General features: G+C 67.9%; 25 protein-coding genes. 13 read left to right on the top strand and 12 right to left on the bottom strand.

Features of this window, described 5'->3' with window-relative positions:
- Positions 1–26: 26 nt before the first annotated feature.
- From ACWIGI_RS25180 to ACWIGI_RS25160, 5 genes are all read left to right on the top strand, one after another.
- On the top strand, positions 27–332 hold the full coding sequence (locus tag ACWIGI_RS25180) for a hypothetical protein (protein WP_454204911.1): 306 nt from the start codon (positions 27–29) through the stop codon (positions 330–332).
- A 165-nt stretch (positions 333–497) separates the two neighbouring features.
- Positions 498–1,106 (top strand): hypothetical protein, encoded by a 609-nt coding sequence (locus ACWIGI_RS25175; RefSeq protein WP_454204910.1) that lies wholly within the window; start codon positions 498–500, stop codon positions 1,104–1,106.
- 280 nt (positions 1,107–1,386) lie between these two features.
- Positions 1,387–1,689, top strand: coding sequence for a hypothetical protein (locus tag ACWIGI_RS25170; RefSeq protein ID WP_454204909.1), 303 nt, complete (start codon positions 1,387–1,389; stop codon positions 1,687–1,689).
- Between the two features lie 130 nt (positions 1,690–1,819).
- The gene (locus tag ACWIGI_RS25165) at positions 1,820–2,239 is read left to right on the top strand and encodes a hypothetical protein (RefSeq protein WP_454204908.1); all 420 of its coding nucleotides are present in this window, start codon (positions 1,820–1,822) and stop codon (positions 2,237–2,239) included.
- Between the two features lie 287 nt (positions 2,240–2,526).
- Complete coding sequence (locus tag ACWIGI_RS25160; protein WP_454204907.1) at positions 2,527–3,126, top strand: hypothetical protein; 600 nt, start codon at positions 2,527–2,529, stop codon at positions 3,124–3,126.
- A gap of 85 nt (positions 3,127–3,211) precedes the next feature.
- Here the strand turns inward: ACWIGI_RS25160 and ACWIGI_RS25155 are convergent, their stop codons facing one another.
- The 10 genes from ACWIGI_RS25155 to ACWIGI_RS25110 all read right to left on the bottom strand — a co-directional run bounded on the left by ACWIGI_RS25155 (position 3,212) and on the right by ACWIGI_RS25110 (position 16,561).
- Positions 3,212–3,673, bottom strand: a complete 462-nt coding sequence (locus tag ACWIGI_RS25155; protein WP_454204906.1) for a hypothetical protein — start codon at positions 3,671–3,673, stop codon at positions 3,212–3,214.
- 661 nt (positions 3,674–4,334) lie between these two features.
- A complete protein-coding gene (locus tag ACWIGI_RS25150) occupies positions 4,335–5,192 on the bottom strand; it encodes a hypothetical protein (protein ID WP_454204905.1) in 858 nt (285 codons plus the stop codon).
- A 359-nt stretch (positions 5,193–5,551) separates the two neighbouring features.
- Positions 5,552–6,973: an aldehyde dehydrogenase family protein gene (locus ACWIGI_RS25145; protein ID WP_454204904.1), complete on the bottom strand. Its 1,422-nt coding sequence runs from the start codon at positions 6,971–6,973 to the stop codon at positions 5,552–5,554.
- Between the two features lie 2 nt (positions 6,974–6,975).
- On the bottom strand, positions 6,976–8,682 hold the full coding sequence (locus ACWIGI_RS25140) for a thiamine pyrophosphate-binding protein (protein ID WP_454204903.1): 1,707 nt from the start codon (positions 8,680–8,682) through the stop codon (positions 6,976–6,978).
- Positions 8,672–9,598 carry an SDR family NAD(P)-dependent oxidoreductase gene (locus tag ACWIGI_RS25135; protein WP_454204902.1) on the bottom strand — a complete coding sequence of 309 codons (927 nt, stop codon included), beginning with the start codon at positions 9,596–9,598 and terminating at the stop codon, positions 8,672–8,674. Before ACWIGI_RS25135 ends, ACWIGI_RS25140 begins: the two co-directional genes overlap by 11 nt.
- 30 nt (positions 9,599–9,628) lie before the next feature.
- The gene (locus ACWIGI_RS25130; RefSeq protein ID WP_454204901.1) at positions 9,629–11,452 is read right to left on the bottom strand and encodes a flavin-containing monooxygenase; all 1,824 of its coding nucleotides are present in this window, start codon (positions 11,450–11,452) and stop codon (positions 9,629–9,631) included.
- Between the two features lie 29 nt (positions 11,453–11,481).
- Entirely contained in the window at positions 11,482–12,852 is a 1,371-nt protein-coding gene (locus ACWIGI_RS25125) for an aromatic ring-hydroxylating oxygenase subunit alpha (RefSeq protein ID WP_454204900.1), read from the bottom strand.
- A gap of 27 nt (positions 12,853–12,879) precedes the next feature.
- Complete coding sequence (locus ACWIGI_RS25120) at positions 12,880–13,725, bottom strand: SDR family NAD(P)-dependent oxidoreductase (RefSeq protein WP_454204899.1); 846 nt, start codon at positions 13,723–13,725, stop codon at positions 12,880–12,882.
- A 7-nt stretch (positions 13,726–13,732) separates the two neighbouring features.
- Positions 13,733–15,451, bottom strand: a complete 1,719-nt coding sequence (locus ACWIGI_RS25115; protein WP_454204898.1) for an SMP-30/gluconolactonase/LRE family protein — start codon at positions 15,449–15,451, stop codon at positions 13,733–13,735.
- 294 nt (positions 15,452–15,745) lie between these two features.
- A complete protein-coding gene (locus tag ACWIGI_RS25110) occupies positions 15,746–16,561 on the bottom strand; it encodes a FadR/GntR family transcriptional regulator (RefSeq protein ID WP_454204897.1) in 816 nt (271 codons plus the stop codon).
- Between the two features lie 125 nt (positions 16,562–16,686).
- Here ACWIGI_RS25110 and ACWIGI_RS25105 point away from each other — a divergent pair, with 125 nt between their 5' ends.
- The 6 genes from ACWIGI_RS25105 to ACWIGI_RS25080 all read left to right on the top strand — a co-directional run bounded on the left by ACWIGI_RS25105 (position 16,687) and on the right by ACWIGI_RS25080 (position 23,138).
- Positions 16,687–17,853, top strand: a complete 1,167-nt coding sequence (locus tag ACWIGI_RS25105) for an acyl-CoA dehydrogenase family protein (RefSeq protein ID WP_454204896.1) — start codon at positions 16,687–16,689, stop codon at positions 17,851–17,853.
- A 25-nt stretch (positions 17,854–17,878) separates the two neighbouring features.
- Positions 17,879–18,826: an acyl-CoA dehydrogenase family protein gene (locus ACWIGI_RS25100; RefSeq protein WP_454204895.1), complete on the top strand. Its 948-nt coding sequence runs from the start codon at positions 17,879–17,881 to the stop codon at positions 18,824–18,826.
- 2 nt (positions 18,827–18,828) lie between these two features.
- Positions 18,829–19,605, top strand: coding sequence for an enoyl-CoA hydratase/isomerase family protein (locus tag ACWIGI_RS25095; RefSeq protein WP_454204894.1), 777 nt, complete (start codon positions 18,829–18,831; stop codon positions 19,603–19,605).
- Complete coding sequence (locus tag ACWIGI_RS25090) at positions 19,602–20,822, top strand: acyl-CoA dehydrogenase family protein (RefSeq protein WP_454204893.1); 1,221 nt, start codon at positions 19,602–19,604, stop codon at positions 20,820–20,822. Before ACWIGI_RS25095 ends, ACWIGI_RS25090 begins: the two co-directional genes overlap by 4 nt.
- A complete protein-coding gene (locus ACWIGI_RS25085) occupies positions 20,822–21,892 on the top strand; it encodes an acyl-CoA dehydrogenase family protein (RefSeq protein WP_454204892.1) in 1,071 nt (356 codons plus the stop codon). Before ACWIGI_RS25090 ends, ACWIGI_RS25085 begins: the two co-directional genes overlap by 1 nt.
- A gap of 172 nt (positions 21,893–22,064) precedes the next feature.
- Positions 22,065–23,138: a phosphotransferase gene (locus tag ACWIGI_RS25080; protein ID WP_454204891.1), complete on the top strand. Its 1,074-nt coding sequence runs from the start codon at positions 22,065–22,067 to the stop codon at positions 23,136–23,138.
- 52 nt (positions 23,139–23,190) lie between these two features.
- On the opposite strand, the gene ACWIGI_RS25075 is transcribed toward ACWIGI_RS25080, so the two are convergent.
- Both ACWIGI_RS25075 and ACWIGI_RS25070 read right to left on the bottom strand, forming a co-directional pair.
- Positions 23,191–23,634: a hypothetical protein gene (locus tag ACWIGI_RS25075; RefSeq protein WP_454204890.1), complete on the bottom strand. Its 444-nt coding sequence runs from the start codon at positions 23,632–23,634 to the stop codon at positions 23,191–23,193.
- Positions 23,635–23,805: 171 nt separating this feature from the next.
- A complete protein-coding gene (locus ACWIGI_RS25070; RefSeq protein WP_454204889.1) occupies positions 23,806–24,198 on the bottom strand; it encodes a PPOX class F420-dependent oxidoreductase in 393 nt (130 codons plus the stop codon).
- Positions 24,199–24,279: 81 nt separating this feature from the next.
- On the opposite strand from ACWIGI_RS25070, the gene ACWIGI_RS25065 reads away from it, so the two are divergent.
- A complete protein-coding gene (locus ACWIGI_RS25065; protein ID WP_454204888.1) occupies positions 24,280–24,894 on the top strand; it encodes a hypothetical protein in 615 nt (204 codons plus the stop codon).
- A gap of 63 nt (positions 24,895–24,957) precedes the next feature.
- A complete protein-coding gene (locus tag ACWIGI_RS25060) occupies positions 24,958–25,509 on the top strand; it encodes a TetR family transcriptional regulator (protein WP_454204887.1) in 552 nt (183 codons plus the stop codon).
- Positions 25,510–25,558 lie beyond the last annotated feature (49 nt).

Raw genomic sequence — 25,558 nt, 5'->3', positions numbered from 1 at the left:
CAGCGGATGTGATCCAGGGGTGGGCAATGACGATGACGAATGATCCCCGCGAGCGCGCAGCGGGTTTCAAGGTGCTGGGCTGGTTGGCGATCGTGTTCGCGGTGGGTTTGTTCGTGGCGTCCTGGTCAGCGGGCAACGACGCCGAGAACCCCCGCTGTGACGGACAGCAGATGTCACGCAGTGATGCCTGCCTCGGATCCACAGACAAGAGCTACGACGAACGCGCCGAGAGCGCATCGAACGCGCAGCAAAACCTGCTGTACGCCGGTGGCGGCACCCTGGTACTCGGGTTGGTCCTGCTCGGTGCCAGCGCGGCAGTAAAACCCGAATAGCCTCATCGCCCAACCCAGCACGGCCGATCAGCCGGTCGGCGTGACCACCGACCGCACTCTCATGCCGATGATCGGACGGATTCGGGCGAGCGCACCAACCTGACACCGATCCTCGGCAACACGATTTCGTTGGCCTCGGATCATACGAGAGTGCAGGATGCGTCCGTGAGCGTCGATATTTTCCCAGCCATCGCGCAGTGGGACCGGTTGGCTGAAAGGCTGAACAGTGAAGGCATGGATGGACTTTGGAAAATGTTCTGGGCCATCCCGTCCCTCGAAGAACTCGGCGACGATTACGACGAGAACGTTCGCTTCCTCTGGCCGCCTTCGGACCTCGCGCCGTGGTACGCCGAATGCACCTTCCGCGGGGTGGCGTCCACCGGCTCGATGGACGCGCACTGGGACCTCGCCGAGGCCTGGGGAGAGATGCGCGAGCAGTCCGACATGCCTACCGACCTGGCCGCACTGTTCGACCAGTTCATCATCGGACTGCTCGGGCACAGGGGCAGCGACCCTGTGCCCGGCCTGCCGATGGAGAAGATCGACCGCCATTTGCGAACGGCGTGTTCACCGGCCGAGATCGCTGGACTGGCTCGAGTCTGGCTCCGATGTAGTGATCGCATCGAGGAACTCCGGCCTGTGCTGACAGCGGAGGCCATCACACGCGGGCCGAGTTTCGCCGATTTCGACCAGTTCGCGATGCTGGTCCGGGATTGGGGGGAGATCATCTTGGAGGCTGCCCGTCGGGATTGGGGATTGTTCTACCTCACCTAGTTATCGACCCTCCTCGGCATTCGGAGACGAGGACCACAGCTAAAGCGAATGCACGCTCATGCCGCATACCGCGCTGACCGAACCGGCCAGCGCGGGGTGCCGGCGGCCGCGACCCGGTGTCGTGCACAGCGTCCGCTTCTGCCGAGTTCCGGAAACCCGATCGCCGCGCCAAGCCGTATTTGACCAGTGGGTCCAGGAGCGGGGAATTGTCCTGACTGGTAAGCCGCAGCGACGACCGTCCGAGCTGTCTGACCGACCCGATAGGGTCCACCGTGTGTCTGTGAACTGCGATCTCTATGCATCAGTAAGAGGCTTTGCTGATCTTCATGAAGCACAGTCTGTGAAGGCTGCGGTCGAGCAGCTGTTAGCGGAGGAGTTCCAAGGTGGCTGGGACTTCAACGTGGAAGTCAAGCAGCGAGACGATACCGATATCTACGTGGTGATCGAATCACTTAACACGCTGATCATCAGCGGAAACGGCTCGTGGACAGACGTATTCGATGGACTTCTCGCAGAGCGTGTTTCCGCCGTTGCGGCCCAGGCCAAGGCGAACACCGAGTGGACTTGGCCCGACTACCGCTAGCCGGGGCGGAGCAACTGCCGAGGGCGGCATCTTCCCGAGGTCAGCGCACTGTAATGCCACATACCGCACTGATGGATCTGCAAGGCGTTCGAGGCTTGCCGCATAGCTGAACTGGGTGAATGATCAACCGGTGATCAAGTCGTCCTGCTGCTCGGAAGCGCCGGAAATGCCCTCTGCGACAGTCGGTATCGCTCTCTTCCAAGACGCCGAATTGGACTGCTTGATCGGTGAGGATATTCGCGCCTACCTCTTCGTCTACGGAACCTACGACTCCTCGACCGGTTGGGTCGATTCGAAGGATGAAGAGGGACGGCCGTGGTGCAATTTCGGGCTCCAGCAGACCATCACCTCGATCGTCGACGGACTGTGGGAGGACTGGGAGGGCCATGTGGTGAACCTGCACTGGGAGCTGGACTCCGGCACGCGGCACGACGCGCAACGGCTCAACGTGACCCTGCCCATGCACGTACACGTGCCCGTCAGGCCAGATCCTCCGCGCTGGCTGGATCCGGAAACATGGACGATCACCTTTGATGATCCACCGTTCTGACCCCGAAGGTCCGAAGCTTCGGATGTCCGCTCATGCCGCTGATCGCGCTGACCGAAGCAGCCAGCGTGGGTCAGTCGAAGGTTTGCGGGCCAAGCCGATTTGAGGCCGGCGGAACGTCCGCTACTGCCGATGTGCGTGCTCACGGCGTTGCCATGGTGTACCGCCAGAGGGTCGCCGGCACAGCCCTGCGGCGTCTGCCGCTCGTTCGAGATGGTGCGCCCACGATAGGAGTTGTTTTGGTCCACCGACATCCGTCCACATCACGGCCGCATGGGGAGTTCTGTTGGATGGACTGCAAGTCGGTGGACGTTGATGCGGCCGCCCGGGTTTTCGCCGACGAGTTCGGTTGGGAATGCCTAGTAGATCCAGACGACTGGCGGGGTGCGATCAAGGCGCGAGCCGACCGCCACTGGGTTGCCGGGATAAGCAATCTCGATAGTCCGCTCTATCCTCCCGGGACACCACCGCACGTCAGTTACTACCTCGGTGTCGAAGATGCAGCGGCCCTTCACCACCTGGCCATCAGCCACGGAGCGCGCAGCCTGCTTGCTCCGACACCTATCGCGGAGCAAGGAACCCTCGCTACCATCGTCGACCCTTTCGGAGCGGTCGTGTCGCTGTGGCAACCGCAGACATTCACCGGATGGTCACACCCCCCGGGACCACGGACTCCCGGCCCGGTCGTCCACGAATCCCGCGCCCCTGCCGCGGCCGAACGCTTCTATCGACGACAGCTCGGACTGCGGCTGAAAGACGCGGACTTCACCCCACCGCTACTCGGAGACCCGCTCGATGGCGACGCTGCATGGACAGTCGCGATCGAAGTAGCTGGTGCGTCGATGCGTGCCGTCCATCTCGCCACCGGCCATCGGTATTTGCGCCTCTGATCGGCGGAACGCACCATCATGCCGAGTGTCGTGCGATGGCATTTATCTGGATTGCACGGCTCGTCGCGTGGAATCGCATTTGGACTCAGCTTGGCTCGGGTGGTTGCACAGGCGTGTGATGTGTCACCGTCACCGTTAGGGTACCGCTGGTGAACCTTGGGGCAGCGTGCTCGGCGGGGTTCGTCAGATCCTGAGTGTTCTCCACCACGTTGAGTGATGCCATCACGTCGTCGCGGTCGGCCAGGAACCGGTAGTACGTCGGGTGCGGATCAGCCACTTTGTACAGGATTTCGCGCACCACGCCACGCTCGGTGGCAGTGATCGGTATTCGTCGTACGGACAGGGTTGCAGCTAGTGCGTCTGCCACGAGCATGTACTCACCGGCTTGATAGAGCTTGTCGAAATATGCCATGGCGTCATCGCCACTTCCGTCCTCGTAGTGGGCGATCAGTCTGTCTCGGAGTGCCTGCAGAAGGGTGCCGAGCCTTGATGTCCACCATCGCGACATCTCCAACATCTCCGCGTAGTAGGCATCGGTCCTTTCCATCGTCCACCTCTGTTCCAGCCGTGTTTGACACGCTTCCCGTCGAGCCACAAAGTTCGCGGGTCTGCACGATCTTGCCCGATGGTCGTGCGGCATCAGCACATGCTGATACCCGCGCAGGTTGAACGGCCAGCATGGGCGGCGACAGCGAGATCTCCTTCAGCACCGGATGTACGCACATGCCGCATACTGCGCTGTCCGAACCGGCCAGCGCGGCGCATTCGAAGCCTAAGTGGGATCAACCTTCGAATGGGTCAGTCTCGCGGCCGCTGTTGTGTCGGAGGTATCGGAGTGGTTGGCACCAATGGCGAGGTGACGGCGGGCAGTGGGACGGCCGGCACATCCTGCTCCGCAGGGGGATTCGACGTGAGCAAGAAGATCATCGCCAATGCCAGAACCAGCACCGCCGCACCGACCGAACGGGCGATCGGCCATCGCAGGCTCCTGAGATGCTGCATCACCGCAGTTGGCTCGGTGTCCATTTCCCTCCCCGATGACATTCTCGCCAGGCAGATCGTCGTGTTGATCCCGGCCAATACCCGTACTTGGCTATCGACTTCTCGAACGTCCGCTACTACCGGTGGGCTCAGGGGCCGCAGTGACCTCCAAGCCCTGATAAGCCCACCGAGGTGTTCGTCGGCGGCCCTGCGCGGCGGTCACGGGATCACCCGAGTACGGCGCGGCCTTCGGGGGTGTCCGCGAGGAGTGTTTCGAGTTCTCCCTTCGTGCGGGCTATGTCGGCGATCCGGGCCAGGGCGGGAGCGGTGTCGGCCCATAGCCACCAGTGCTCGCCGACTATCCAGATCGCGGCGTCGGTGTCGGTGAACTGCTCGAGGTTCGCGTCGTCGAACGGCCGGGCCTCGTGGTCGGGGAACGCGGCGGTGACGGCGACGCGGGCGGCGGCGGACAGTGGACCGCGGGCACGCAGCCACAGGCCGGATTTGAACAGTTGCAGGGGTGCGCTTTCGGCGGAGCGTTCGAGGTCGGCTTCGGGGCCCCAGAACGAGAGGGGAGCCCAGGCGTGCGCGAGGTAGGCGTCGGCGAACAGCGTGAACAGCCATGCAGAGAACGGCCGCGACGCGGCGGCCCAGCCGGATGACGTGAAGAACTCGTGGACCGGGGGATCGTCGGTGCCGTCGAGTTCGATGTAGGCGCGGCCATCGCGAGTTTCGTTGGTGAACAGCAGGTGCAGCGATTCGGCGGGCGGATTCGGTGGCAACTCGGCCGTCGGGTCCATGAAAGCGGCGAGTGGGGTGATCTCCGCGGCCCAGTAGTCCGCGAGCAATGCGGGGAGGCCGACCGTCCACGAATAGTCGTCCAGCTCGCCGATCACCGGTCGACCGCTGTTTCCCTCGTTCCACACGGTGCGAGGGAAACCGTCCTGGCCGAGCGGGATCTCGCCCACGATCGAGAAGAATTCGGCTAGTGCACGGGGGAGTGCGGCCGTGGCATGACGAAGTGGTTCGGGGCGCTCGGGTTCCATCATGAGCAGGAAGAGCGTGTCCTGGAGAGGTGACGGCACGACCACGAGAGTACGACCCGGCGAACGCTCCGTGGTGCGGTCACGCGGGCCGAGGTATCCGAACGATGTTGCGCCAGAGCATGAAACGAGATTCCTTGGCGATCCCCTTTCTCGGCAACCGCCAGCTCTGTCCCGACCATCGGCCGCGGCTACAGACGCACTTTCACCGCGGACCGGGCACCAGCGAGGAACCCTCGCCGGTGTCCGGTCCGAAATGCACACCGCCCGAAGTGGTTCCGGCGGGTGGTTTCCGGATCGATCCGGGTCGTGGGGCGCTCAGCGGGCCGGCTGCGTTCCCACCGGCGCTGCGCAGCGGCGCCACCGGTCAGCCGCGAGGCCGGGGGTCTACTCCCCGCCCCTCAGGCGCCGTAGCCGACGATGCTCTTGATCTCCAGGTAGTCGTGGAACCCGAACTCGCCCCACTCCCTGCCGTTTCCGCTCTTGCCGTAGCCGCCGAAAGCGCAGTGGAAGTCGAAGGCGTCGTTGATCGTGACGTAGCCGGCGCGCAGGCGGCGGGCCACGGCCCGGGTCTGCTCGGGGTCCGCGCCGGCGACATTCGCGGCGAGGCCGTAGTCGGTGTCGTTGGCGATCGTCACCGCGTGGTCGACGTCGTCGTAGGCGAGTATCGACAGCACCGGGCCGAAGATCTCCTCGCGGGCGATCGTCATGTCGTTGGTGACGTCCGCGAAGATCGTCGGTTTGACGTAGTAGCCGGTGTTCAGGCCGTCCGGGCGGCCGGGTCCGCCGGTGACCAGGGTCGCGCCCTCGTCGATGCCGCGCTGGATCAGCGCCTGCACCTTCTCGAACTGCGGGCCCGAAACCACCGGACCCAGCGCGACATCACCGGCCGGATCGCCGACCGTGAGCTGGGCCGCGGCCGTACGAGCGGCCTCGACGGCCTCACCCATGCGGGCGCGCGGCACGAGCATACGGGTCAGCGCGCTGCACGTCTGGCCGGCGTTCATCATGACCGGGCCGATGGCCGCGGCGACATTGGCGGGCAGATCGGCGTCGTCGAGCACGATGTTCGGGCTCTTGCCGCCGAGTTCCTGCACCACGCGCTTCACACTCGGCGCCGCGTTGCGGGCCACCTCGATGCCGGCCCGGGTGGAGCCGGTGAACGAGATCAAATCCACGTCCGGGTGCGCGGACAGCGGGACCCCGACGCCGGGGCCGTCGCCCTGCACGAGGTTGAACACGCCCGCGGGAACACCTGCGGCATCGAGGATCTCGGCGAATATCTGCCCGCTGAACGGCGCGCGCTCGGCCGGTTTGAGCACCATCGTGCAGCCGGTGGCCAGGGCCGGGAACACCTTCACCGCGATCAGGCTCAGCGGCCAGTTCCACGGGGTGATGAGCCCGCACACCCCGATCGGCTCGTGCACGATCCGGGTGTCGCCGCGCTGCTCCTCGAACGCGAACCGCTCGAGCACCTCGATGGCGGTCTCGAGATGTCCGGTGCCCAGATTCAGCTGGAAACCGCCCGCGAGCGCGGCGGGCGCGCCCATCTCCTCGGTGAGGGCCGCCGCCAGATCGGAGGACCGTTTGGCGTACTGCTCGCCGATCGCGCGCAGCACCGAAACCCGTTCGGCCACTGGGGTACTCGACCAGGCGGGGAACGCCGCGCGGGCGGCGGCCACCGCCCGGTCCACATCCGCGGCCGACCCGCTCGCGACCCGTCCACACACCTGTTCGGTGGCCGGATTCACCACGTCGAACGTCTCCGGCCCGGCCGGATCGACCCAGGCGCCGCCGATGTAGAACTTCCCGTATTCGCGCATGACTACTGTGTCCCTTCCGCGTACCAGGTACGGAATTCGTCGTAACTGGGCATCTCCTCGGAATTGGCCTTGGGATCGACCGCCACGTGGATCACCCCGACCTTGCCGCTGGCGTAGGCGCGGGCGATGGCGGGCGCGATCTCCTCTTCCTTCTCCACGTATTCGCCGTAGCAGCCGAAACCCTCTGCGACCCTGTCCAATCGGACGTCGGTGCTCCAGTGTGTGCCGGTCTCGAGCGACCCCTGCCCGAACAGGCCCTTGTAGACCCCGACCTCGAGCCCCCACGCGTAGTCCACCGCCACGACGCACACCAGCGGCAGGTTCAATCGCGCCGCGGTCTCCAGCTCGGCGATATGGAACTGGAACGAGGAGTCACCGGAGATCAGCATCACCGGCCGCTTGCCGCCGTCGGCCACCGAAGCGCCCACCGCGTAAGGGATTCCGGTGCCCAGGTGCCCGAAGTTCTGATTCCAGATGACATCGCGCGGCTTGGCCTGGGAGTACGTCCACCCGAAGATCGTGGTCGCCCCGCCGTCCCGCACCATGATGCCGTCGGCGGGAAACGCCTTGGTGGCCTCCACGATCAGGCGCGCCGGATGCACCGGAGACCGGCCGGACGGCGCGGTCTCGGCCAGCTCGGCCAGCCGCGCGGCATCCTGCTCGATCCAGCCCGCCAGCTCCGCGGTCGGGGTGCGCGGGGTGTCCCGCAGCGCCTCGGTCAGCTGCGGCACGATGGCCCGCAGATCGCCGACCAGGGGCACGTCGATGGCGCGGTTGACCCCGATCGCCTCCGGATTCTGTTCCACCAGAATCCACGACCGCTTCGCCTCGCCCGCCACCCAGTGCCGCCCGACCCCGTAGTGCACGGGTTCGCCGAGTTCGGTGCCGATGGCCAGGCACAGATCGGACTTGACCACCGCCTCGATGGCCGACGGGGAGAAGCCGTAGGCGAACGTGCGGTCCTCGAGGCCCTCGATGTACGAGGTGCCGCCGGAAGTCTGGATCACCGGGCACGCCATGACCTCGGCCAGCGCCCGCACCGCCGCGCCCGCGCGGGTGGTGTGCACCCCGTGCCCGACCAGCAGGATCGGCTGCTCGGCGGCGCGGATCAGCGCGGCGGCCTCGTCGATCAGGTTCTGCCCGGCCGTCTGCCCGACGAGTCGATACCGGTGCGGGGGCAGGGGTTCGGGCACATCGAGTTCCTCCTGGATGATGCCCTTGGGCCACTCGATGTACACCGGGCCCGGGGTGCCGGTCAGCGCCCGGCGCAGGCCCTCGCGGATGATCTCGTCGGTCTGATCGGCGTATTCGATACTGGCGCTGTACTTCACCGATGGCGTGAACAGTTCGGCCTGCTTCACGAACTGGATGCGCCCGCGCCGGACCCGCTGCTCGGTGATCCGCGCGCGCTGCCCGCCCAGGAAGATGACGGGGGAGTTCTCCACCTTGGCGCACATCATGGCGGCGGCCAGGTTGGCCACACCCGGGCCCAGGGTGCCGATACACACCGCGGCCTTACCCGTCATCCGCGACACCGCTTCGGCCATGAAGCCCGCCGATTCCTCGTGGTGCGGCGCGATCACGTTCCAGCCGCGCTCCTCGGCGAGATGGAACATGTGCACGAAGTTCGGATCCGGGATACCGAAGATGGTGTTGATGCCCTCGGCCTCGAAGAGCTGAAGGATGCGTTCGAAAACCTTAACGGCCATGGTTGGCTGCCTCCGTGGCTAGCTCGAAACTCTTTGTCAGATGGACGGTGTGGCCGTCGGGGACCGGCGGCAGCGTCCACGAGTCCGCGGTGTCGCGGATGTGCTCGATCTGCGCGCCGATCTCCTCGACACTCCACTCGGGCCGGTAGACGCCCGGGGTCTCGGCGATGTACGCGCGGGCGACGCGGCCCGCCACCGCCACCAGCATTTCGCCGGTGACGGTGCAGGATTCGTGCGCGAGCCAGCCGACGGCGGGGGCGATCAGCTCGGGCCCCATCGGGGGATAGGCCGAGGTGTCCAGGCCGTCGGCGAGGCGGGTGACCGCGGCGGGCACGATGACATTGCTCTTCACGTCGTGCTCGGCGCCCTCAAGGGCGATCACGTTCGACAGGCCGATCATCGCGGACTTGGCGACGGCGTAGTTGGCCACACCTTTGTTGCCGTACAGCCCGCCGATGGAGGAGGTGAGCACCACCCGGCCGTAGCCCGCGTCGGCCATGACCGGAAATGCCGGGCGCACAACGTGATACGCCCCGCGCAGGTGCACGTCCAGGACGGATTCGAAATCCGCGTAGGACAGTTCGCGCAGCGATCCGTAGCGCACGTTGCCCGCGTTGTGGATGAGGATGTCGAGCCGGCCGTAGCAGCCCAGGGCGGTATCGACGATGCCCTGCCCGCCCTCGGGGGTGGCGACCGATTTGGTGCAGGCGATGGCGGTCCCGCCCGCCGCCTCGATCTCCTGGACGACCGACACCGCCGGATTCACATCGACGCCCTCGCCGCGCACACTGCTGCCCGGGTCGTTCACCACCACCTTCGCCCCGCGCGCGGCCAGCAGCAGCGCGTACGCGCGCCCCAGGCCGCGACCGCCGCCGGTGACCACCGCGACCCGGCCGTCGTATCTCAGTTCATCCACGAAATATCCTCTCCAGCACTGCCTTACGGGCTATTTGCTGACGTTGAGCCCCGGCATGTCCCCGGCGTCCCGCCACTCCCGCAGCACCTCGTCGAAGGCGTAGAAGCCCGGCCAGTAGGGCTCGCCCAGATGCGAGCGAATGTTCTTCTCGCCCTCGTTGTTGTAGTAGCCGGGCGTGCACTCGCGCTGGAACGCGGAATTGTCGATGGCGGTCTCGCGCACGGTGCTGACCCAGGCGGCGACCGCTTCGGCCGTGGGCTCGACGGTGGTGATCCCGGCTTCGAAGGCGTGCCCCAGAATGTGCGCGATGTGCTTGGCCTGCTGGTCGAAGACCGCCGTGATGCTGGCTGTCACCCCGCCCTGCAGGAATCCGGTGAAGAACACGTTCGGGAACCCGTGGGTGGTGAGCCCGTGCAGGGTGGAATAGCCCTCCGCCCAATGGGTGTAGAGCGAGAGCCCGTCGCGGCCGGTGAACGGCGCGATGCCCAGGCGGCGGTCCAGATCGGTGGTGATCTCGAAGCCGCTGGCGAAGATGATGCAGTCCACCTCGTGTTCGACGCCGTCCGCGACGATTCCCGTGGCGGTGATGCGCTCCACGCCCTTGGTCGCCGAGACGTCGATCAGTGTGACGTTGTCGCGGTTGTAGGTCGGCAGGTACTCGTCGCTGAAACACGGCCGCTTGCACAGGAACCGGTAGTACGGCTTGAGCGCCTCGGCGGTCGCGGGGTCGTCCACGAGCTCGTCCACGCGCCGGCGAACGCGCTCCATCGCCCGGTAGTCCTCGATCTCGCGGAGTTCGACGAACTTCTCCGGAGTCAGTGTCGCCCAGCCGTTGTCGGCGCTGATCCGCGCTTCCAGGTTGCGGGAGACCTCGGTCCAGCCGTCGCAGATCAGGTCCTTCTCACCGGGGGCGAACGCCTCGAACGCCGCGGTGTGGAAGTTGCGCTTGCGCACCTCGGTCCAGCCCGGCTCGAGCGTGGCCGCCCAGTCTGGATCGGTCGGGATGTCGCCGCGCTCGTTGATGAACGAGGGCGTGCGCTGGAAGACGTAGAGGTGCTCGGCGGATTCGGCGATGTGCGGAATGACCTGGATGCCACTGGCTCCGGTGCCGATGACCGCGACCTTCTTACCCGCGAGCTTGTCCAGCCCGCCGCGCGAGGTGCCCCCGGTGTAGTCGTAGTCCCAGCGCGCGCTGTGGAAGGTGTGGCCCTGGAAGTCACCGATGCCGGGGATGCCGGGGAGCTTCGGCTTGTTGAACGGCCCCTGGGCCATGATCACGAAGCGAGCCCGGATGTCGTCGTCGCGGTTGGTGCCGATGCGCCAGCGCCCGATCGCCTCGTCCCATTCCAGGGACGTGACCATGGTGCCGAAGATGGCGCGCTCGTACAGGTCGTAGTGCTTGCCGATGCGCTGGGCGTGCTCGAAGTTCTCGTCCCCGCGCGTGTACTTCTCGCTGGGGATGTAGCCGGTCTCCTCGAGCAGCGGCAGGTACAGGTAGCTGTCGGTGTCGACCTGGATGCCCGGGTAGCGATTCCAGTACCACACCCCGCCGAAATCGCCCGCGTGCTCGATGATTCGGAAGTCGGTGACCCCGGCCTCGCGCAGGCGGGCGCCGGCGAGCAGGCCCGCCCAGCCGCCGCCGAGGACCGCGACGCCGATCTCCTCGGAGATCGGCTCGCGCGGCACCACGGGGGAGTAGGGGTCGCCCGCGTGGAAGTTCTCGAATCCGTCCTCGGTGGACAGGTACTGGCCCTGCCCCTCGGTGCGCAGTCGCCTATCGCGTTCGGCGAGGTACTTCGCGCGCAGCGCGTCCAGGTCGATCTCGGGCGTCTGCGTGGGTGTGCAGTCTTGCATTCTCGTGTGTCCTTGTCGGAGAAGATGATTCAGGCCAGATCGCGGGGCTCGCCGGTCCCCATGTAGCTGGCCAGGTTGTGGTGCAGGTTCACCACGCTGCGTTCGCGGTACGGATTGGGTTTGGGCCCGGAGAACCCGCGGCTCTTCATGCCCTGCTGCACGGCGGCCATATTGTCGAAATCCTGGGGCAGCACGGTGCGCCAGCCGGGATCCCCGACCGGGGTGTACTCCCATTCGGTGTGCGGCTCCTGCCCGAGCGGGAACAGCTCGAACACCGCGGCCTCGAAGATGCACCGGTCCGGATCCTGGCCGTAGGGCCGGAATCGGTAGCACAGCATGTTGTTCAGCGCGTGGCCGATCTGGAAGTTGGGGAAGATCTGCCAGGCCGTGCCGGCCCGCGCGACCACGGCGGGATCGATCTTCGGCCAGACCACCCCGCGCGCTTCGTCTTCCGAGCGCGCGGTGTCGAGCCAGTACCGCAGGACCTCGGGCGCCGGTGTGCCCTCGGGCAATTCGTCGACCAGCCGGTTGGCCACATCGACGAGGGTGCGGGTGGTGTTGGTGTTGGCGTTCTCCCAGGTGAAGTTCTGCAGCTCGGCAGTGGACACCCGGGCGTCGGGGCCGCTGCCCAGGCGCACCTTGGCCTGGTTCTCCTCCATGCCCTTGGGCGCGTCGTAGCCGATGTTGCTGTGCTTGCCCTGTGCCCGCGCCCAGCCCAGGAACTGCCCGAAGTTCATGAACTCCGGGTGCGTGTAGGGGACGTGGTAGGTCTCCATGAACGCCTCGAAGGCGACCTTCCAGTTGCAGTCGAAGGTCAGCCAGCGCCGCCACCGGTACCGCATGTTCTCGAGTTCGAAGTGCTCGAGCAGGCTCGCGGCGGGCTCGAGGTAGTCGCGCAGCGGCTCGCACTCGGGGTCCATGTTGATGAAGACCCAGCCGCCCCAGGTGTCCACCCGCACGTGCTGGAGGCCGTCGTTGCGTTCTGTGAGCCCGCAGGTCCAGTCCTCGCGCTCGGCGGCGAAGGTGTTGCGGCCCTCGAGGTCGTAGCGCCAGCCGTGGAAGCCGCAGATGAACTGCCGTGCGGCGCCACGGGCGTCGTGCGCGCCGGGCGGGGTGTCCACGAGCCGCCGGCCCCGGTGCGCGCAGACGTTGTGATAGGCGCGGATGGTGTCGGGCGCGGTGCGCACCACGATGATGGAGTCGGCCATGATGTCGTAGGTGAGGAAGTCGCCGACCTTGGCGATCTCCTCGACCCGGCACACCTGCTGCCAGACCTTGGCCCACAGTTTGTCGCCTTCGGCGCGGGCGTACTCGGGCGAGATGTACGCCTCGACCCCGATCTGTTTGGGAGTCGCCAGGGGTTCGGCGGGCGCGGAAGCGTTTTCGACGGTTTCGGTCACGACATCCTCCTGTGGTCGACCGTGGTATCAGCGGGTGAGTGCGGCGCGGAAGTCCTCGTCCTCGAGGAACAGCGAGGTGTTGTCGGCCCCGAGGTGGGTCCACTTGAGGTTCAGGCCGCCGTCCACGAGCAGGGTCTGACCGGTGATGTAGGTCGACAGGTCCGAGAGCAGGAACAGGATCGGCCCGGCCTGTTCCTCGGGCGAGCCGCGCCGGCCCATGGCGATCGCGCGGCGGTCGCGGTCGGGATCCTCGCCGACGTAGGCGCGCGAGGCCGGGGTCGCGGTGACGCCGGGCGCGACCGCGTTCACCCGGATCCCGGCTCCGGCCAGCTCCAGGGCGAGCGTGCGGGTCACCGCGACGAGCGCGGATTTCGCTGTGCCGTAACCGATGTGGAAGGGCGCGGTGTTCATACCGCTGATCGAGGAGATCGAGACGATCGAACCCGGGTGCCCGGCGGCCTGCAGCTCGGCCGCGACCGCCTGGCTCATGAAGAACATCGATTCCAGGTTCTGGGTGAACAGCTCGCGCCAGTTCGACCGCGTCACCCGGATCGCGGGCATCCAGTCCGAGACCGCCGCCCCGCCCGCGACATTCACCAGGCCGTGCAACCGGCCGGGTGTGTGCCGGACATACTCGAGCACCGCGGCCACGCCTTCGTCGGTGGCGGCGTCGGCCGGGACCGAGATGATCGGAAGCCCTTGTGCGGCAAGGGGTGCGATGTGCTTCTCCAGGTTCTCCGGCGATCTGCTCACCGCGATCACCGTCGCCCCGGCGGCGGCGACCATGCGGGTCACCGCCGTGCCGATACCGCCGCCGCCCGCACCGGAGACGATGACGATGCGGCCTTCGAGCCCGAATCCGGGTTCGCCCATGGGGAACTCACGCTCCGATCGTCAGCGCCAGGACGCTGCCCTCGGCATCGGCCGAGAGGTAGATGGTGCCGTCGGGGCCCGCGGCGATGCCCGCGAACGGGCCCATGGGACCGGAGAACGGCGGGCTCGCGTTGAGCGGTTTGGCGACGACGCCGGGAGGCGCGCCGACCGGGAGGTTCGCGGCCAGCGTCGTGCGGGTCTTGGTCTCGAGGTCGACGCTGATCAGGGCCTTGAGCCCGACGTCGACGATCAGCAAGTGATTGCCGCGCACCAGGATTCCCTGCGGGGTGTCGAGTCCGTCGACCACGATGTCCACGCCCGCGCCGCCGACCGAGACGATCCGCCCGGCGCCGGACTCGGAGACCAGGATCGTGCCGTCCGGGCCGAACGCCACGCCCATCGGGGCTGCCAGGCCCGAGGCGAGTACCTCGACCTCGCCGCCGGTGCGGATGGACAGCACCCGCCCGGTGCCGAGCTCGGCGGTGACCACGGTGCGGTTCGCGGTGGCGACCAGGCCGTAGAGCTGGTCGAAGCCCTCGGCGACCACCTGTGGTTCGGCATCGGTGCCGGGCGCGAAGAAGGTGACCTGCCCGCTCGAGGTGGTGCCCACGAACTCGCCGGGACCGACCAGGGTGAACCCGCGGATGTAGCCGGGCGTGTTGGGGCTGAAAAGCGAAGCGATGGTGTGGAGTTCGCCGTCGCGCAGGACGTAGAAGAAGGTGCCGTCCGCGACGTACAGCACACCCTCGGGGGTGACCGCCAGGTCCAGGGGCCACAGCAGACCGCCCGCGAGCAGCTGTTTGGTCTCGCCGCCCGCCAGCACCTCGGTGATCTCACCGCAGAAGTTGGAGACGAACAGCCGGTCGCCGACGAAGGTGCAGTTGTCCAGGCCCGAATTCAGCTGCGCCAGCAGCTCGCGTTCGCCGGTGCGCGGGTTGATTCGCAGCACCTCACCGGTGTGCACCTGGGTCGAGACGATGAAGCCCTGCGGGTCGAACTTGACCGAGTCGGGGACGCCCAGGTCGCCGACCACGCGTTCGGGCTCGCCGCCGTCGGGGTCGATACGCCAGATGTCGTTGGTGCCCATGACCGGGTAGTACAGGAGCCCGTCGGGCCCGACTTCCATGGCGTTGGGCATGATCAGGTTGTCCTGCAGCACCTTCGGCGCACCGCCGTCGAGCGGCAGTTCCATCAGGCGTCCGCCGGGCCGGCATTCGTTGACGAACAACCGCCCCTGGTGGACGGTGATGCCGTTGGCGCCGGGCAGATCGTCGCGCAGTACCCGGGACCGGCCGTCCTTGCCGCGCACGCTGACTCGCGCGTCCAGGTATTCGGTGGCGATGATGTTGCCGTCCGGATCGAAGGCGATGTCGTCGGGGGCGACGATGTCGCCGCCCTTGGCGCTGATGGTCTCGATGTCCCCGGTGCCGATGTCGATGGCGCTGATGGTGCTGCCGGCGACCTGGGCGACATAGATCCGGTTGTCGGCGCCGGTGCGTAGCCCGTTCGCGCCGAAGAGCCTGCTGGGCGGGGTGAGCCGTTCGATGCGCACGCCCTCGGCGAGCGTGATGGATGTGGTGCTGCTGTAGCGCGCCCCTTGAGACAAGGCGGGGCCTCCCGTGTGAGTGCGAAGTGCGGTCGCGGATTCGGGCTGCGCTGCCGGGGGCGATTCCGTGGGCGTGATGCAGGCCACTGATCCGTGGAAGTACGCTACTTCAATCCTCATAAGGATAGCAATACTTCGGTGCCTCGAGCCCTGGATCGACGGGAAATCGGGGAGGTTCGGGGTGTTTCGGAGATGGTGGGGTCGGCGCGCTCGCTGCGATGAGTTGCCAATCAATAGTGCTGTTGTACAGCATGTTTAAGCTCGACTGGGAGCGAAAGATGCCCAGGCCGAGTGGGCTGCGCGCCTGTTCGAGGAGACCGTAGTGCTCGCATTCGAGAAGTAAATACTACTTCGTGAGAACATTATTATTGCACGTCAACGGCAAATAAAGCCCGGTTATCTGGGGTGGAACGCTCAGATGCGCGTGCGCGGGGTGGACCCGAAGGCGGACCGCGCCGACGCGGCGGCATTGACCACGCCGTCGCCGAAGCGGTCGATCACCAGGTTCTGGGTCGCGGCCAGGTGCGTGCGGTACAGCCGCTCGGCCTCGGACGCCCGGCCGGCCGCGATCTCGCGCACGATGCGCCGGTGCGTGCGGACAACCTCGGACGCCTCGTCCGCGGACGGGTACTCGCCGCGTTTGGTCAGCGCCTCCGCCCAGGCTTCTTCCTGCGTCGACCACAGCGCGACCAGCGTGCTCACGACGTAGCGAACGGTGAGATTGGGGGTGAAAGAGACGATGAGATCGTGGAATTCCCGCGCGGTATGGGTGAAGGCGACGCCGTCCTGCACCAGCGCCGCGCAGGCGTCGACGTTCTCGGTGAGCGCCGGGATCACGGTCTCGGCTCGATCGGGTCGTTCGGCGCAGGCGCGCGCGCACTGTGGCTCCAGCAGGCGCAGGCCGTCGGCCAGATCGCCGAGGGTGACGCGGGCGCCCTGCAGGGCCAGGCCCAGGTGATACGCGGCGGACGACTCGTCCGGTCGGTGCACCTCCGCGCCGCCGACATTGCCGCGCCGGACCGTCACCAGGCCCTCGGTCTCCAGGATGCGCAGCGCCTCGCGAATGGAGGGGTAGCTGACGCCGAAGTCCTGCACCAGCTGTTCCTGGGTGGGCAGGCGATAGTCCTCGTCGCCTGCCAGGATGCGCGAACGCAGTTCCGCGGCAACGGTTTCGGCGATGCGGAGCTGGGGGATGCGGCCGGCGGACCGTCCACGCCGAGCAGCGGTCACTGGGACCGCCCCGGATTCGTGCTCACGCGCACCCACACCGTTCGCTGCATGGGCGAAGTCTAATCACCGGCGTATTGACCTTCAAACATTGCTATCCTTATGAGGATTGAAGTAATCTCCGCCCCATGGACTTCACAATGGGAGAGTCCGTCGCAACGCTCAGGGGGGACCTGCGGCGTTTGATAGCGGACGAGGTCCCGGCCGATTATCTCGGCGCTTTCACCGACGATCCCGCCGATCTGGCCGTCGCCCAGCGCTTCTGCCGGTTGCTGTCGGATCGGGGCCTGCTGTGCGCGGCCTGGCCGCCCGAGTTCGGCGGGCGCGGCACCTCGATCTGGGAGCAAACCGCGGTGCGCGAGGAGATGTGGGCGCGGCACGAACCGCGCGGCGCGCAGTACATGGGCGTGAACTGGGTCGGGCCGACGATCATGCGGCACGGCAGCGCCGAACAGCAGCGCAAACACCTGCCGCCGATCGCGCGCGGCGAGGTGATCTGGTGCCAGGGTTTCAGCGAACCCGACGCGGGCTCGGACCTGGCCTCCCTGCGCACCGTCGCGCGGCCGGACGGCGACGGCTGGAGCATCTCGGGGCAGAAGATCTGGACCTCGTACGCCACCATGGCGCAATGGTGCTTCCTGCTCGCGCGCACCTCCGTCGAGGAGCGAAAACAGCAGGGCCTCACCGTTTTCCTGCTGCCCATGTCCGATCCGGGCATCGACGTGCGGCCCATCGGCGCCATGCTCGGGCCGCACCACCTCAACGAGGTGTTCCTCGACGGGGTGCGGGCCACCGAGGCCGATGTACTGGGCGATGTGGGCGGCGGCTGGTCCGTGGTGCAGGAGGTGCTGGCCTTCGAACGGGTCGGCATCGCCCGGTACGCCCGCTGCGAACGGCTGCTGCACGCCGCGCCGGAGGTGCTGGGCTCGCGCTGGGATGCGCTGCCCGCGGATCTGCGTGGGCGCTGGGCACGCGGACTCACCCACTGCCGACGTGCTCGGCTGCTCGCCTATCAGGTTGTCGCGCTGCAGGATTCCGGACAGGTGTCACCCGCCGACGCCGCCGCGTACCGCATCGCGGTGACCCGGCTCGACCAGGACAGCGCCGCGGTGCTCAGCGAGATCGCACACGCCGCCGACCCGGATGATCCGGTGCAGCGCAGGTTCGCCCGCGCGGTCGAGGATCACTGGCGCTACGCCAACGCGGCGACCGTCGCCTCCGGCAGCATCGAGATGCAGCGCATCCTGCTGGCGCGAAATCTGCTGGCGCCCCGCAAGAACCGCGACGCGGCCTGAACCGGCGCGGTGGGAGAACAGACATATGAACATCGAGCTGTGCGATGAGGCCCGGGAATTCGGCCGGGAGTCGCTGCGTGCCTTCCGGGCCGCCGGCGGGGACGACCTGCTGTACCGGGCCGAGGCCGATCCGGCGCGGCGCGCGGACCTGGTCGAACCGATACTGACCGCGCTCGGAGCGTGGGACCTCACGCCCCGGGACGAGCCGGTGGAACTCGAGGCCGCGGCCGCCCTGTGCCGCAGCACCGGGTACTTCGCGGTGCCCTATCCGGTCGCCGAACGGCTGGCGCGCACACCCGGGTCGGACGGGCTGATCGTGGTGGACGGCCCCGAGCCCCGAGGCGCGATCGCGGCCCTCGACGGGCGCTGGTCCGGGGTGACGGTGGCGGGAGAGCGCGCCGACATCACACCGCGCGAACCGGATTCGCCCGCCCGCTCGTCGATGTTCGTGACCCGCCTGAACGTGCGGGTGCTCGGCCCCGCCACCCCCGACGGTGAGCGCGACGCGGCGCTGGGGCTGGTGCTGCCCTGCTGGACCCTGCTCGGCATGCTGGATCGGGCCATGGATCTCGCCCGCGAGCACGTGCTCGTGCGCGAGCAGTTCGGGCGGCCGCTCGCCGAGTTCCAGTCCGTGCAGTTCCAGCTCACCGACGCCGAGGTCGAGCGGCGGGGCGTGGAAATGCTCGTCCGCTACGCACTCTGGAGCATTCAGGACCGCCGCCCCGATGCCCTGAACGACGCGCTCGCCGCCCGGCTGGCCGCGATCGAAGCAGCCGACATCGTCTTCCGGGTCGCACACCAGGTACACGGCGCCCTCGGCTTCTGCGACGAGTCACCGCTGTCCTGGCTCTCGCGCTACAGCCTGCCGCTGCGCCGATTCCCCCGTGGCCGTTCGGGTACCGAGGAACTGCTGACGCGCCGCGTCGAGCAACGCGGCCTGGCCGGACTGTTCTCCGAACCGACAGGAGCGTGAGCGTGGACTACGACTTGCCGCCCGAACTCACCGTCGAGAGCGACGGCCCGATCCGCACCGTGATCATCGACCGCGCTGCGGACCTGAACGCGGTGAACCGGGCCCTGCACTGGGCGCTGGCCAACGTGTGGCGTCAGCTCGCGGCCGATACCGAGGCGCGGGTCGTCATCCTCACCGGCGCGGGCCGGACCTTCAGCGCCGGTGGCGATCTGGGTTGGATCACCTCGTTCCTGGACGATCCGGTGGCCCGGGACGAGAGCATTCGTGAAGGCGCGCAGATCATCGAGGAGATGCTGCGGTTCCCGTTGCCGGTCATCGCCGCGGTGAACGGCGCGGCCGTCGGGCTCGGCGCGAGCCTGGCCGTGCTGTCGGACGTCGTGCTGATCTCCGACCGCGCGCACCTGGCCGACCCGCACGTGGCGGTGGGCCTGGTGGCGGGCGACGGCGGGGCGGCGTTCTGGCCGCTGCTCACCCCGATCCTGCGCTCCCGCGAGTACCTGTACACCGGGGATCGCATCGACGCGGCGACCGCGGTGGAGCTGGGACTGGCCAGCCGCGTCGTCCCGGCCGACGACCTGCTGGGCGAAGCACGCGCACTGGCTCACCGCCTGGCCGGGCAGCCCGCCGAGGCGCTGCGAGCCACGAAACGGGTTGTGAACATGTATCTTTCGCAGGCGTTGGCCGGCCCGATGCAGGCCGGCTTCGCGGCCGAAGTGGTGACGATGCAGTCCGCCGAGCATCGCGACAAACTGATGGCACTGCGGGAGCGGGCGCGATGACCGAGCTGGCCGCGCCCGGGCGCACCGACTCCGACCTCGCGGAATTCCGTGCCGCCGTGCGTGAGTGGTGCCGGGACAACGTCCCCGCCGATTGGCGGCGGACGCAGACCGGCGCCTCCGACACGGAATTCGCCGACTTCCAACGGGAGTGGTTCGCTCGCCTTCATCGCGCGGGGTTCGCGGTCCCGCACTGGCCCGCCGAACACGGCGGCGGCATGTCCATCGAGCACCAGGTAGTGCTCTACCAGGAGCTCGCCGCACATGACGCGCCCCGCCTCGTCCTGTCCTTCGTCGCCATCCATCACGCCGCGGCCACCCTACTGGCGGCTGGTACGCCCGAGCAGATCGCCCGCCACCTGCCGGCCATCACCGCCGGCGAGATCTGGGTGCAGGGCTTCTCCGAGCCCGAAGCCGGATCCGACCTGGCCTCCCTCCGGACCACCGCCCGCCGCGAAGGGACGGACTTCATCGTCTCGGGCCAGAAGGTGTGGGCCAGCGGCGCGCACTACGCCGACTGGTGCCTCCTGCTGGCCCGCACCGACCCCGATGCGCCCAAACGGCAGGGCATTTCGTACTTCCTCCTCGACATGCGCAGTCCGGGCGTCGAGGTCCGGCCCATCCGCCAGGCGACCGGGGAAGCGCACTTCTGCGAGATCTTCCTGGACGAGGTACGGGTCCCCGCCACCAACCTGATCGGCCCCGAACACGGCGGCTGGCAGGTGGCGCAGCAGACCCTGGGCGCGGAGCGCGGCCTGACCATGCTGGAATTGGCCGAGCGGCTCGGGCACGCCGGATTCGATCGCCTGGTGCGCGAATGCCTCATCCCCGGGCCCCTGGGCAGCCGTCCCATCGACGATCCGCTGGTGGCAGATCGTCTGGCCGCACTCGACACCGAGATCGCCGGTCTGCGGGCGCTGTGCCGCGACCTGGTCGCACGCCACGCCACCGGAACGGTGGGGCCGGCCGACGCGTCCGTCGTGAAGCTGTACTACAGCGAATTGCTGCAGCGCACTATGGATTTCGCCACGGCGATCGGCGGTGTCGCGGCCCACACCGTGCTGCGCAAGCCCATGTCCGGCGGCTGGGAATCCGGTGCCTGGGTGCTGGACTTCGTCGGCTCCTGGGAGTGGACGATCCCCGGCGGCGCGAGCGAGATCCAGCGCACGATCATCGCCGAACGCGGACTCGGCCTCCCGCGCCCCCCGAAGGAGAGTTGATGGGTACCGCCACCGAGTTCGGCGAGCTGCACGACGAATTGCGCGACGTGGCCCGCGAACTGCTCGGCCGCTCGGACCCGGCCCGCGCAGTGGACTGGGCGACCATCGCGCGCGCGGGCTGGCTCGGCCTCGAGGTCGACGCCGACCATGACGGCGCGGCAGCGACATTCGCGGAGGTCGCCGTGCTGCTCACCGAGATCGGCCGGGCCGCCGCGTGTTCGGCGTATCCCGGGGTGGCCGCGCTGGGAATCGGGGCGCTGGCCGCGGCGGAACCGTGTGCGGAACGCGATCGGCTGCTGGCCGAATCGGTGTCCGGCAGCGCGATTCCCATCGTCGTGCTCGATACGCAGCACGCTGCCGATACCCGGCCGGTGTTTCACCTCGATCCCGGCCATCGCCTGCGGGGCCAGGTGGACCTGGTGATGGATGCCCCGGTCGCCTCGCATCTGCTCATCCCTGCGACCGCTGCGGACGGGTCCATCGCGTTGGCCCTGGTTACGCCGGGCGCCCCCGGCCTCACCGTCGCCGCGCGCCCCACCGTCGACCAGACCCGCCGCCTGGGTCGTGTGTCGGCCGAGAACGTTTCCACGACAGCGCTTTTCCGACTTCCCGCACCACGCGCGGCCCTCGGCCGACTCCGCGACCGTGCCGCCCTGGCGATCGCGTGCGACAGCCTCGGCATCAGCGAGGCCATGCTGGAGGCCACCGTCTCCTACGCCAAGGTTCGCACCCAGTTCGCCCGCCCGATCGGCTCCTTCCAGGCCGTCCAGCACGCCTGTGCCGACATGCTCGTGGACATCTCGGTGGCACGCCAACTGGTCACCGCGGCCTCGCGCGCGGTGGCGGTCGGCGATCCGGACGCCCCCACCGCGGTCTCGATGGCCAAGTCCCACACCTGCGCCGCCGCGGTGCGTATCGCGGGCAAGGCCATGCAGCTGCACGGTGGCATCGGCTACACCTGGGAGCACAGGATCCACACCCACCTCAAGCGAGCGACCCTGAACCGCTCCCTCTACGGCTCACCCGCCGACCACCGTCGCCGGCTGTCCGCGCGATACCTGGATCGGTAGCCGGGTCCCGGCCGTCGGCACCGGCGGGCGCTGCGTATGCCGTTGTGCCACCGGGGTACCGGACACCATCACGAGCGCGACCAACCTGGACGAAGCCACTCGGTGGTAGTAGCCTCGCGACAATCTAATTCTCAGTGAATCAGAATTAGATTCTCACGGGTGGAGGACTGTCGTGAACGTCGAAGCATTGCCATTGCCGCAGGACTGGGACCAGATAACGCCGGAGTGGATGACCGCGGTACTCGCCGACCAGCATCCTGATGCGCGCGTCGAGTCGGTGTCGGTGGACCTGCGTGACGATGGCACCAATCGTCGCGCGCGGCTGGCGCTGACCTACTCGTCCGGAACCGGTCCGGCGACGGTTTTCGTGAAGGCCGCCGATCCCGATCACAAGGAACTGATCCGCATGACCAGCGGCATGTTCCACGAGCCCAGGCTGTACAACTCGGGTGTTCCGCTGAATCTGGAACACCCGCGGGTCTACGCGGCGCTGATCGACGAGGAGTCCTACGACTTCGTCATGGTGATGGAGGACCTCTCCGCGCGGGGTGCCGACCCGCGCGACGCCACCAGGCCGTTGACCCTCGAACAGGCGGCATCCGGCGTCCAGGGGCTGGGCCGCATGCACGGCCGATACTGGGATGAGAGGGTGCTGCGGCATCCGAGTCTGGGCTGGCTCGAGCCGTTCGTCCCTTGGGACGGAATGGAAATCGCGCCGCTACCCGCCGCGCTGGAGCGTCTGGGCCCCGGGACCGCACCCGAGGTCCTCGGCCTCACCATCGAGGCGCTGATCAACGAGATCTGGAAGCCCTACATTTCGACGCTGACCACCACGCCGCAAACGCTGCTGCACGGCGACCCGCACATCGGCAACACCTACCTGCTCGAGGATGGTCAACTCGGTTTCCTGGACTGGCAGGTTGCCCGGCGCGGCAGCTGGTCGCTGGACCTGGGCTACTTCCTGCAGGGCGCGCTGACAATCGAAGACCGGCGCCGCGGCGAGAACGACCTCCTCGACCTCTACCGCGACGCCCTCGCCCTGCCCGCGCGGGAAATGCCCAGCCGAGAACAGATCCGGCTCGGCTACCGGGCCTCGGTCGCACACGGGCTCACGCTCTGGCTGTGTACCGCGAGTGCGGGCGAGTTCTGGCAGCGTCCCGACATCGCTCTGGCGCTGGCACAACGGTATTCAGCGGCGTACGCAGATCTGGACACCGCCGGTGCGATCGCCGAACTCGTTCGGTGAGGTCACCGACACGACGGGGAGGAGCTACGAGCGCCGCACACCAGGGTCGCGCTCACGTGTCGTAGTCGCCGCTGTCCCAGGGCTCGGAGAACGCCATGCAGTTTCCCGGGTGCAGTTCGACCCACCACGGCTCGTCCTCCTCGTCGCCGGGACGGGCGATGAGGCCGAAGATCGTGCCGAACGCCTCGTGCTCGAAGGGCGCGACCTCGATGCGCGTGAAGGTCACCTCGCCCAGCTCCCGGAGCCGCTGCTCGTAGATCGCGGTGCGACGGTCCATGTCCATGCTCGCCCGCGGACCGAATTCGTCGATCCGTGCCTCCACGAAGGTTCCGTCCGCGTCGAACAGGTAGAGGGCGACGAACTCGTTGCCCTCGTCCTGCCCGCTCGGCGGCTCGAACGCCAGGGTGAGAAAGAACTGCCTGCCGTCCGAGGTCCTGCCGATGTGCTCGGCGTGATAGTCGTCGTGGTTGATCGCGATCAGCGAAGGCTTGCCCATGGCGCGGACGGTATCTCGAGGGACCGGCACTCGTCCGGCGGGATGTTTTCCGTCAACCTCGCTTCGGCCGGTCCGACCGGCCGCGTTTCTGCCGAATCAGGTTGCGGTGGTGGCCGAGTGACGGTCCTTGTTCCGGGCCGGTCGAATTCCGCTCGACCGGGGGGATCCGGCTTACCCGTCCAGCCGGATGGTGATGCCCACCATGCGCTTGGAACTCCCGCGTAGCGCGCTGCCCAGCAACGTGATCCGCGCAACCAGGCCGTACTTGCGCTTCATCAGATCGGCCACGTGCGAGGTCGCGTCCGACGGCAGCAGCTCGGCGAACGCGGGCACCTCCGCGCCCTGCGGCTTGCCGCGCCAGTCGCACGGGGCGAGCGTCACCCGGCCCCCGTTCCGGATGCGCTTCACCTTGCCGGCGTCGGCCTCGCTCATCACGGTCAGCGCGTTCCCATCACGCATCGCCCAGACCGGAGTGGGGACCGCCCGGCCGTCGCGTCGGAACGTGGTGAGCAGCAGATACTTCCGGTCGGCCAGGTCACTGAACACGGTATCGATGTCTTCCATGGACTCATACTAACCAGTTAGTTAGATTTGTGGACGGCGCCGACCGAACGGGCGCACACGATGCGGCTGAGAGGAATTCGGATGGGGCGATTCGCCTGGACCCTGCTCGCGGGCTTCGCAATCGGCACCCCGGCGGTTCCCATCGGGCTCTCGCTCTCGCTGCCGGGTCCGGTCGCGCTGGTCGCGGTGCTGCTGGGGGCTGCGGGGTGCGTCGTCTTCGCGGTGTTCGCGATGGAACGGCTACGGCTGTACTGGCAGGAATGGCGTGCTCGCTGGAATTCGGCTGCGGTACCGGCTGGTTCGGGACGGAGGGCGGCCTTCGGGATGCGCGCGGGGTCCCTCACGTTCTCGAGTCTGCGGGACGTCGCGGCCTTCCGCCCGCGGCGCGAAGACAGGGGAGCGGCGGCCGGGCCGATATCCGTCGGCGCGGCTGTCGTGGGGTCGTCGGCCACCGATGCCCGTCTCTCCGGCAGTACAGGTCGACGGGCCCGCCGAGTTCTCGACCGGTACGGCGTGGTGGGGTTCGGTCTCGTTGGACCCGCCCTCTTCGGGACCTGGGGCTCGGCCCTGATCGGAGCGGCGCTGGGCATTCCGCGCTGGTCACTGATTCGTGCGCTGATGGCCGGGATCGCGCTGTGGTGCACGGTGCTGCTGTTCGCGTCCGACGCGGCCTTCGACTTCTTCGGGATCGGCTGACACCGCCGGTGCGCGCCTGGGAGCCCCGAAACTAACCGGTTAGTCCCAATTACGATGGCCCGTATGTCCCGAGCCGATGCCACCAAGGCCCGCATCCTGAGCGCCGCCGCCCACGAGTTCGCCGTGTTCGGCATCGCCGGGGCCCGGGTGGACCGCATCGCCAAGGCGGCGTCGGCCAACAAGAACCTGATCTACATCTATTTCTGCAGCAAGGAACAGCTTTTCGACGCGGTCCTGAACACCCACGTGACCGATGGCCTGGACTCGGTGCCGTTCACTCCCGACGACCTCCCCGACTACGCGGGCCGGATCTTCGACTACTGCGAGCAGCATCCCGAGGTGATCCGGCTCGCGACCTGGCACCGCCTGGAGCGCACGGGTGAGGACCCGGCCGCCGCGTCGCCGGCACGCGAGGACAAGCTGCGGGCGCTCGCCGCGGTCCAGCAGAAGACCGGTCTGGGCCGCGACTTCTCGCCCGAGGCGCTGCTGACGATCGTTCTGAGCATTGCTCTGGCGTGGGGTCCGAGCAACGTCGCCGGTGTGTCCGCCGCGACTGCCGACGGCGTCGACGGTCGCCGCCGCGCGGTTGTGGACGCCGTGCGCCGCCTGCTGTGAGCGAAGCCGGCGTCAGGCTTCGTCGCGGATAGCGGTTCCTTGGTCTCGC

It is taken from the genome of Nocardia sp. NPDC055321, from assembly GCF_053645575.1.
This window is presented reverse-complemented; position numbering and strand designations above follow the sequence as displayed.

Excerpts from the sequence above, each read along its gene's own strand:
- ACWIGI_RS25180 (WP_454204911.1), top strand. The coding sequence starts at position 27 with ATGACGATGACGAATGATCCCCGCGAGCGCGCAGCGGGTTTCAAGGTG.
- ACWIGI_RS25160 (WP_454204907.1), top strand. The coding sequence starts at position 2,527 with ATGGACTGCAAGTCGGTGGACGTTGATGCGGCCGCCCGGGTTTTCGCC.
- ACWIGI_RS25155 (WP_454204906.1), bottom strand. The coding sequence starts at position 3,673 with ATGGAAAGGACCGATGCCTACTACGCGGAGATGTTGGAGATGTCGCGA.
- ACWIGI_RS25145 (WP_454204904.1), bottom strand. The coding sequence starts at position 6,973 with ATGCGCGAATACGGGAAGTTCTACATCGGCGGCGCCTGGGTCGATCCG.
- ACWIGI_RS25140 (WP_454204903.1), bottom strand. The coding sequence starts at position 8,682 with ATGGCCGTTAAGGTTTTCGAACGCATCCTTCAGCTCTTCGAGGCCGAG.
- ACWIGI_RS25130 (WP_454204901.1), bottom strand. The coding sequence starts at position 11,452 with ATGCAAGACTGCACACCCACGCAGACGCCCGAGATCGACCTGGACGCG.
- ACWIGI_RS25120 (WP_454204899.1), bottom strand. The coding sequence starts at position 13,725 with ATGGGCGAACCCGGATTCGGGCTCGAAGGCCGCATCGTCATCGTCTCC.
- ACWIGI_RS25115 (WP_454204898.1), bottom strand. The coding sequence starts at position 15,451 with ATGAGGATTGAAGTAGCGTACTTCCACGGATCAGTGGCCTGCATCACG.
- ACWIGI_RS25105 (WP_454204896.1), top strand. The coding sequence starts at position 16,687 with ATGGACTTCACAATGGGAGAGTCCGTCGCAACGCTCAGGGGGGACCTG.
- ACWIGI_RS25100 (WP_454204895.1), top strand. The coding sequence starts at position 17,879 with ATGAACATCGAGCTGTGCGATGAGGCCCGGGAATTCGGCCGGGAGTCG.
- ACWIGI_RS25090 (WP_454204893.1), top strand. The coding sequence starts at position 19,602 with ATGACCGAGCTGGCCGCGCCCGGGCGCACCGACTCCGACCTCGCGGAA.
- ACWIGI_RS25085 (WP_454204892.1), top strand. The coding sequence starts at position 20,822 with ATGGGTACCGCCACCGAGTTCGGCGAGCTGCACGACGAATTGCGCGAC.
- ACWIGI_RS25075 (WP_454204890.1), bottom strand. The coding sequence starts at position 23,634 with ATGGGCAAGCCTTCGCTGATCGCGATCAACCACGACGACTATCACGCC.
- ACWIGI_RS25070 (WP_454204889.1), bottom strand. The coding sequence starts at position 24,198 with ATGGAAGACATCGATACCGTGTTCAGTGACCTGGCCGACCGGAAGTAT.
- ACWIGI_RS25065 (WP_454204888.1), top strand. The coding sequence starts at position 24,280 with ATGGGGCGATTCGCCTGGACCCTGCTCGCGGGCTTCGCAATCGGCACC.
- ACWIGI_RS25060 (WP_454204887.1), top strand. The coding sequence starts at position 24,958 with ATGTCCCGAGCCGATGCCACCAAGGCCCGCATCCTGAGCGCCGCCGCC.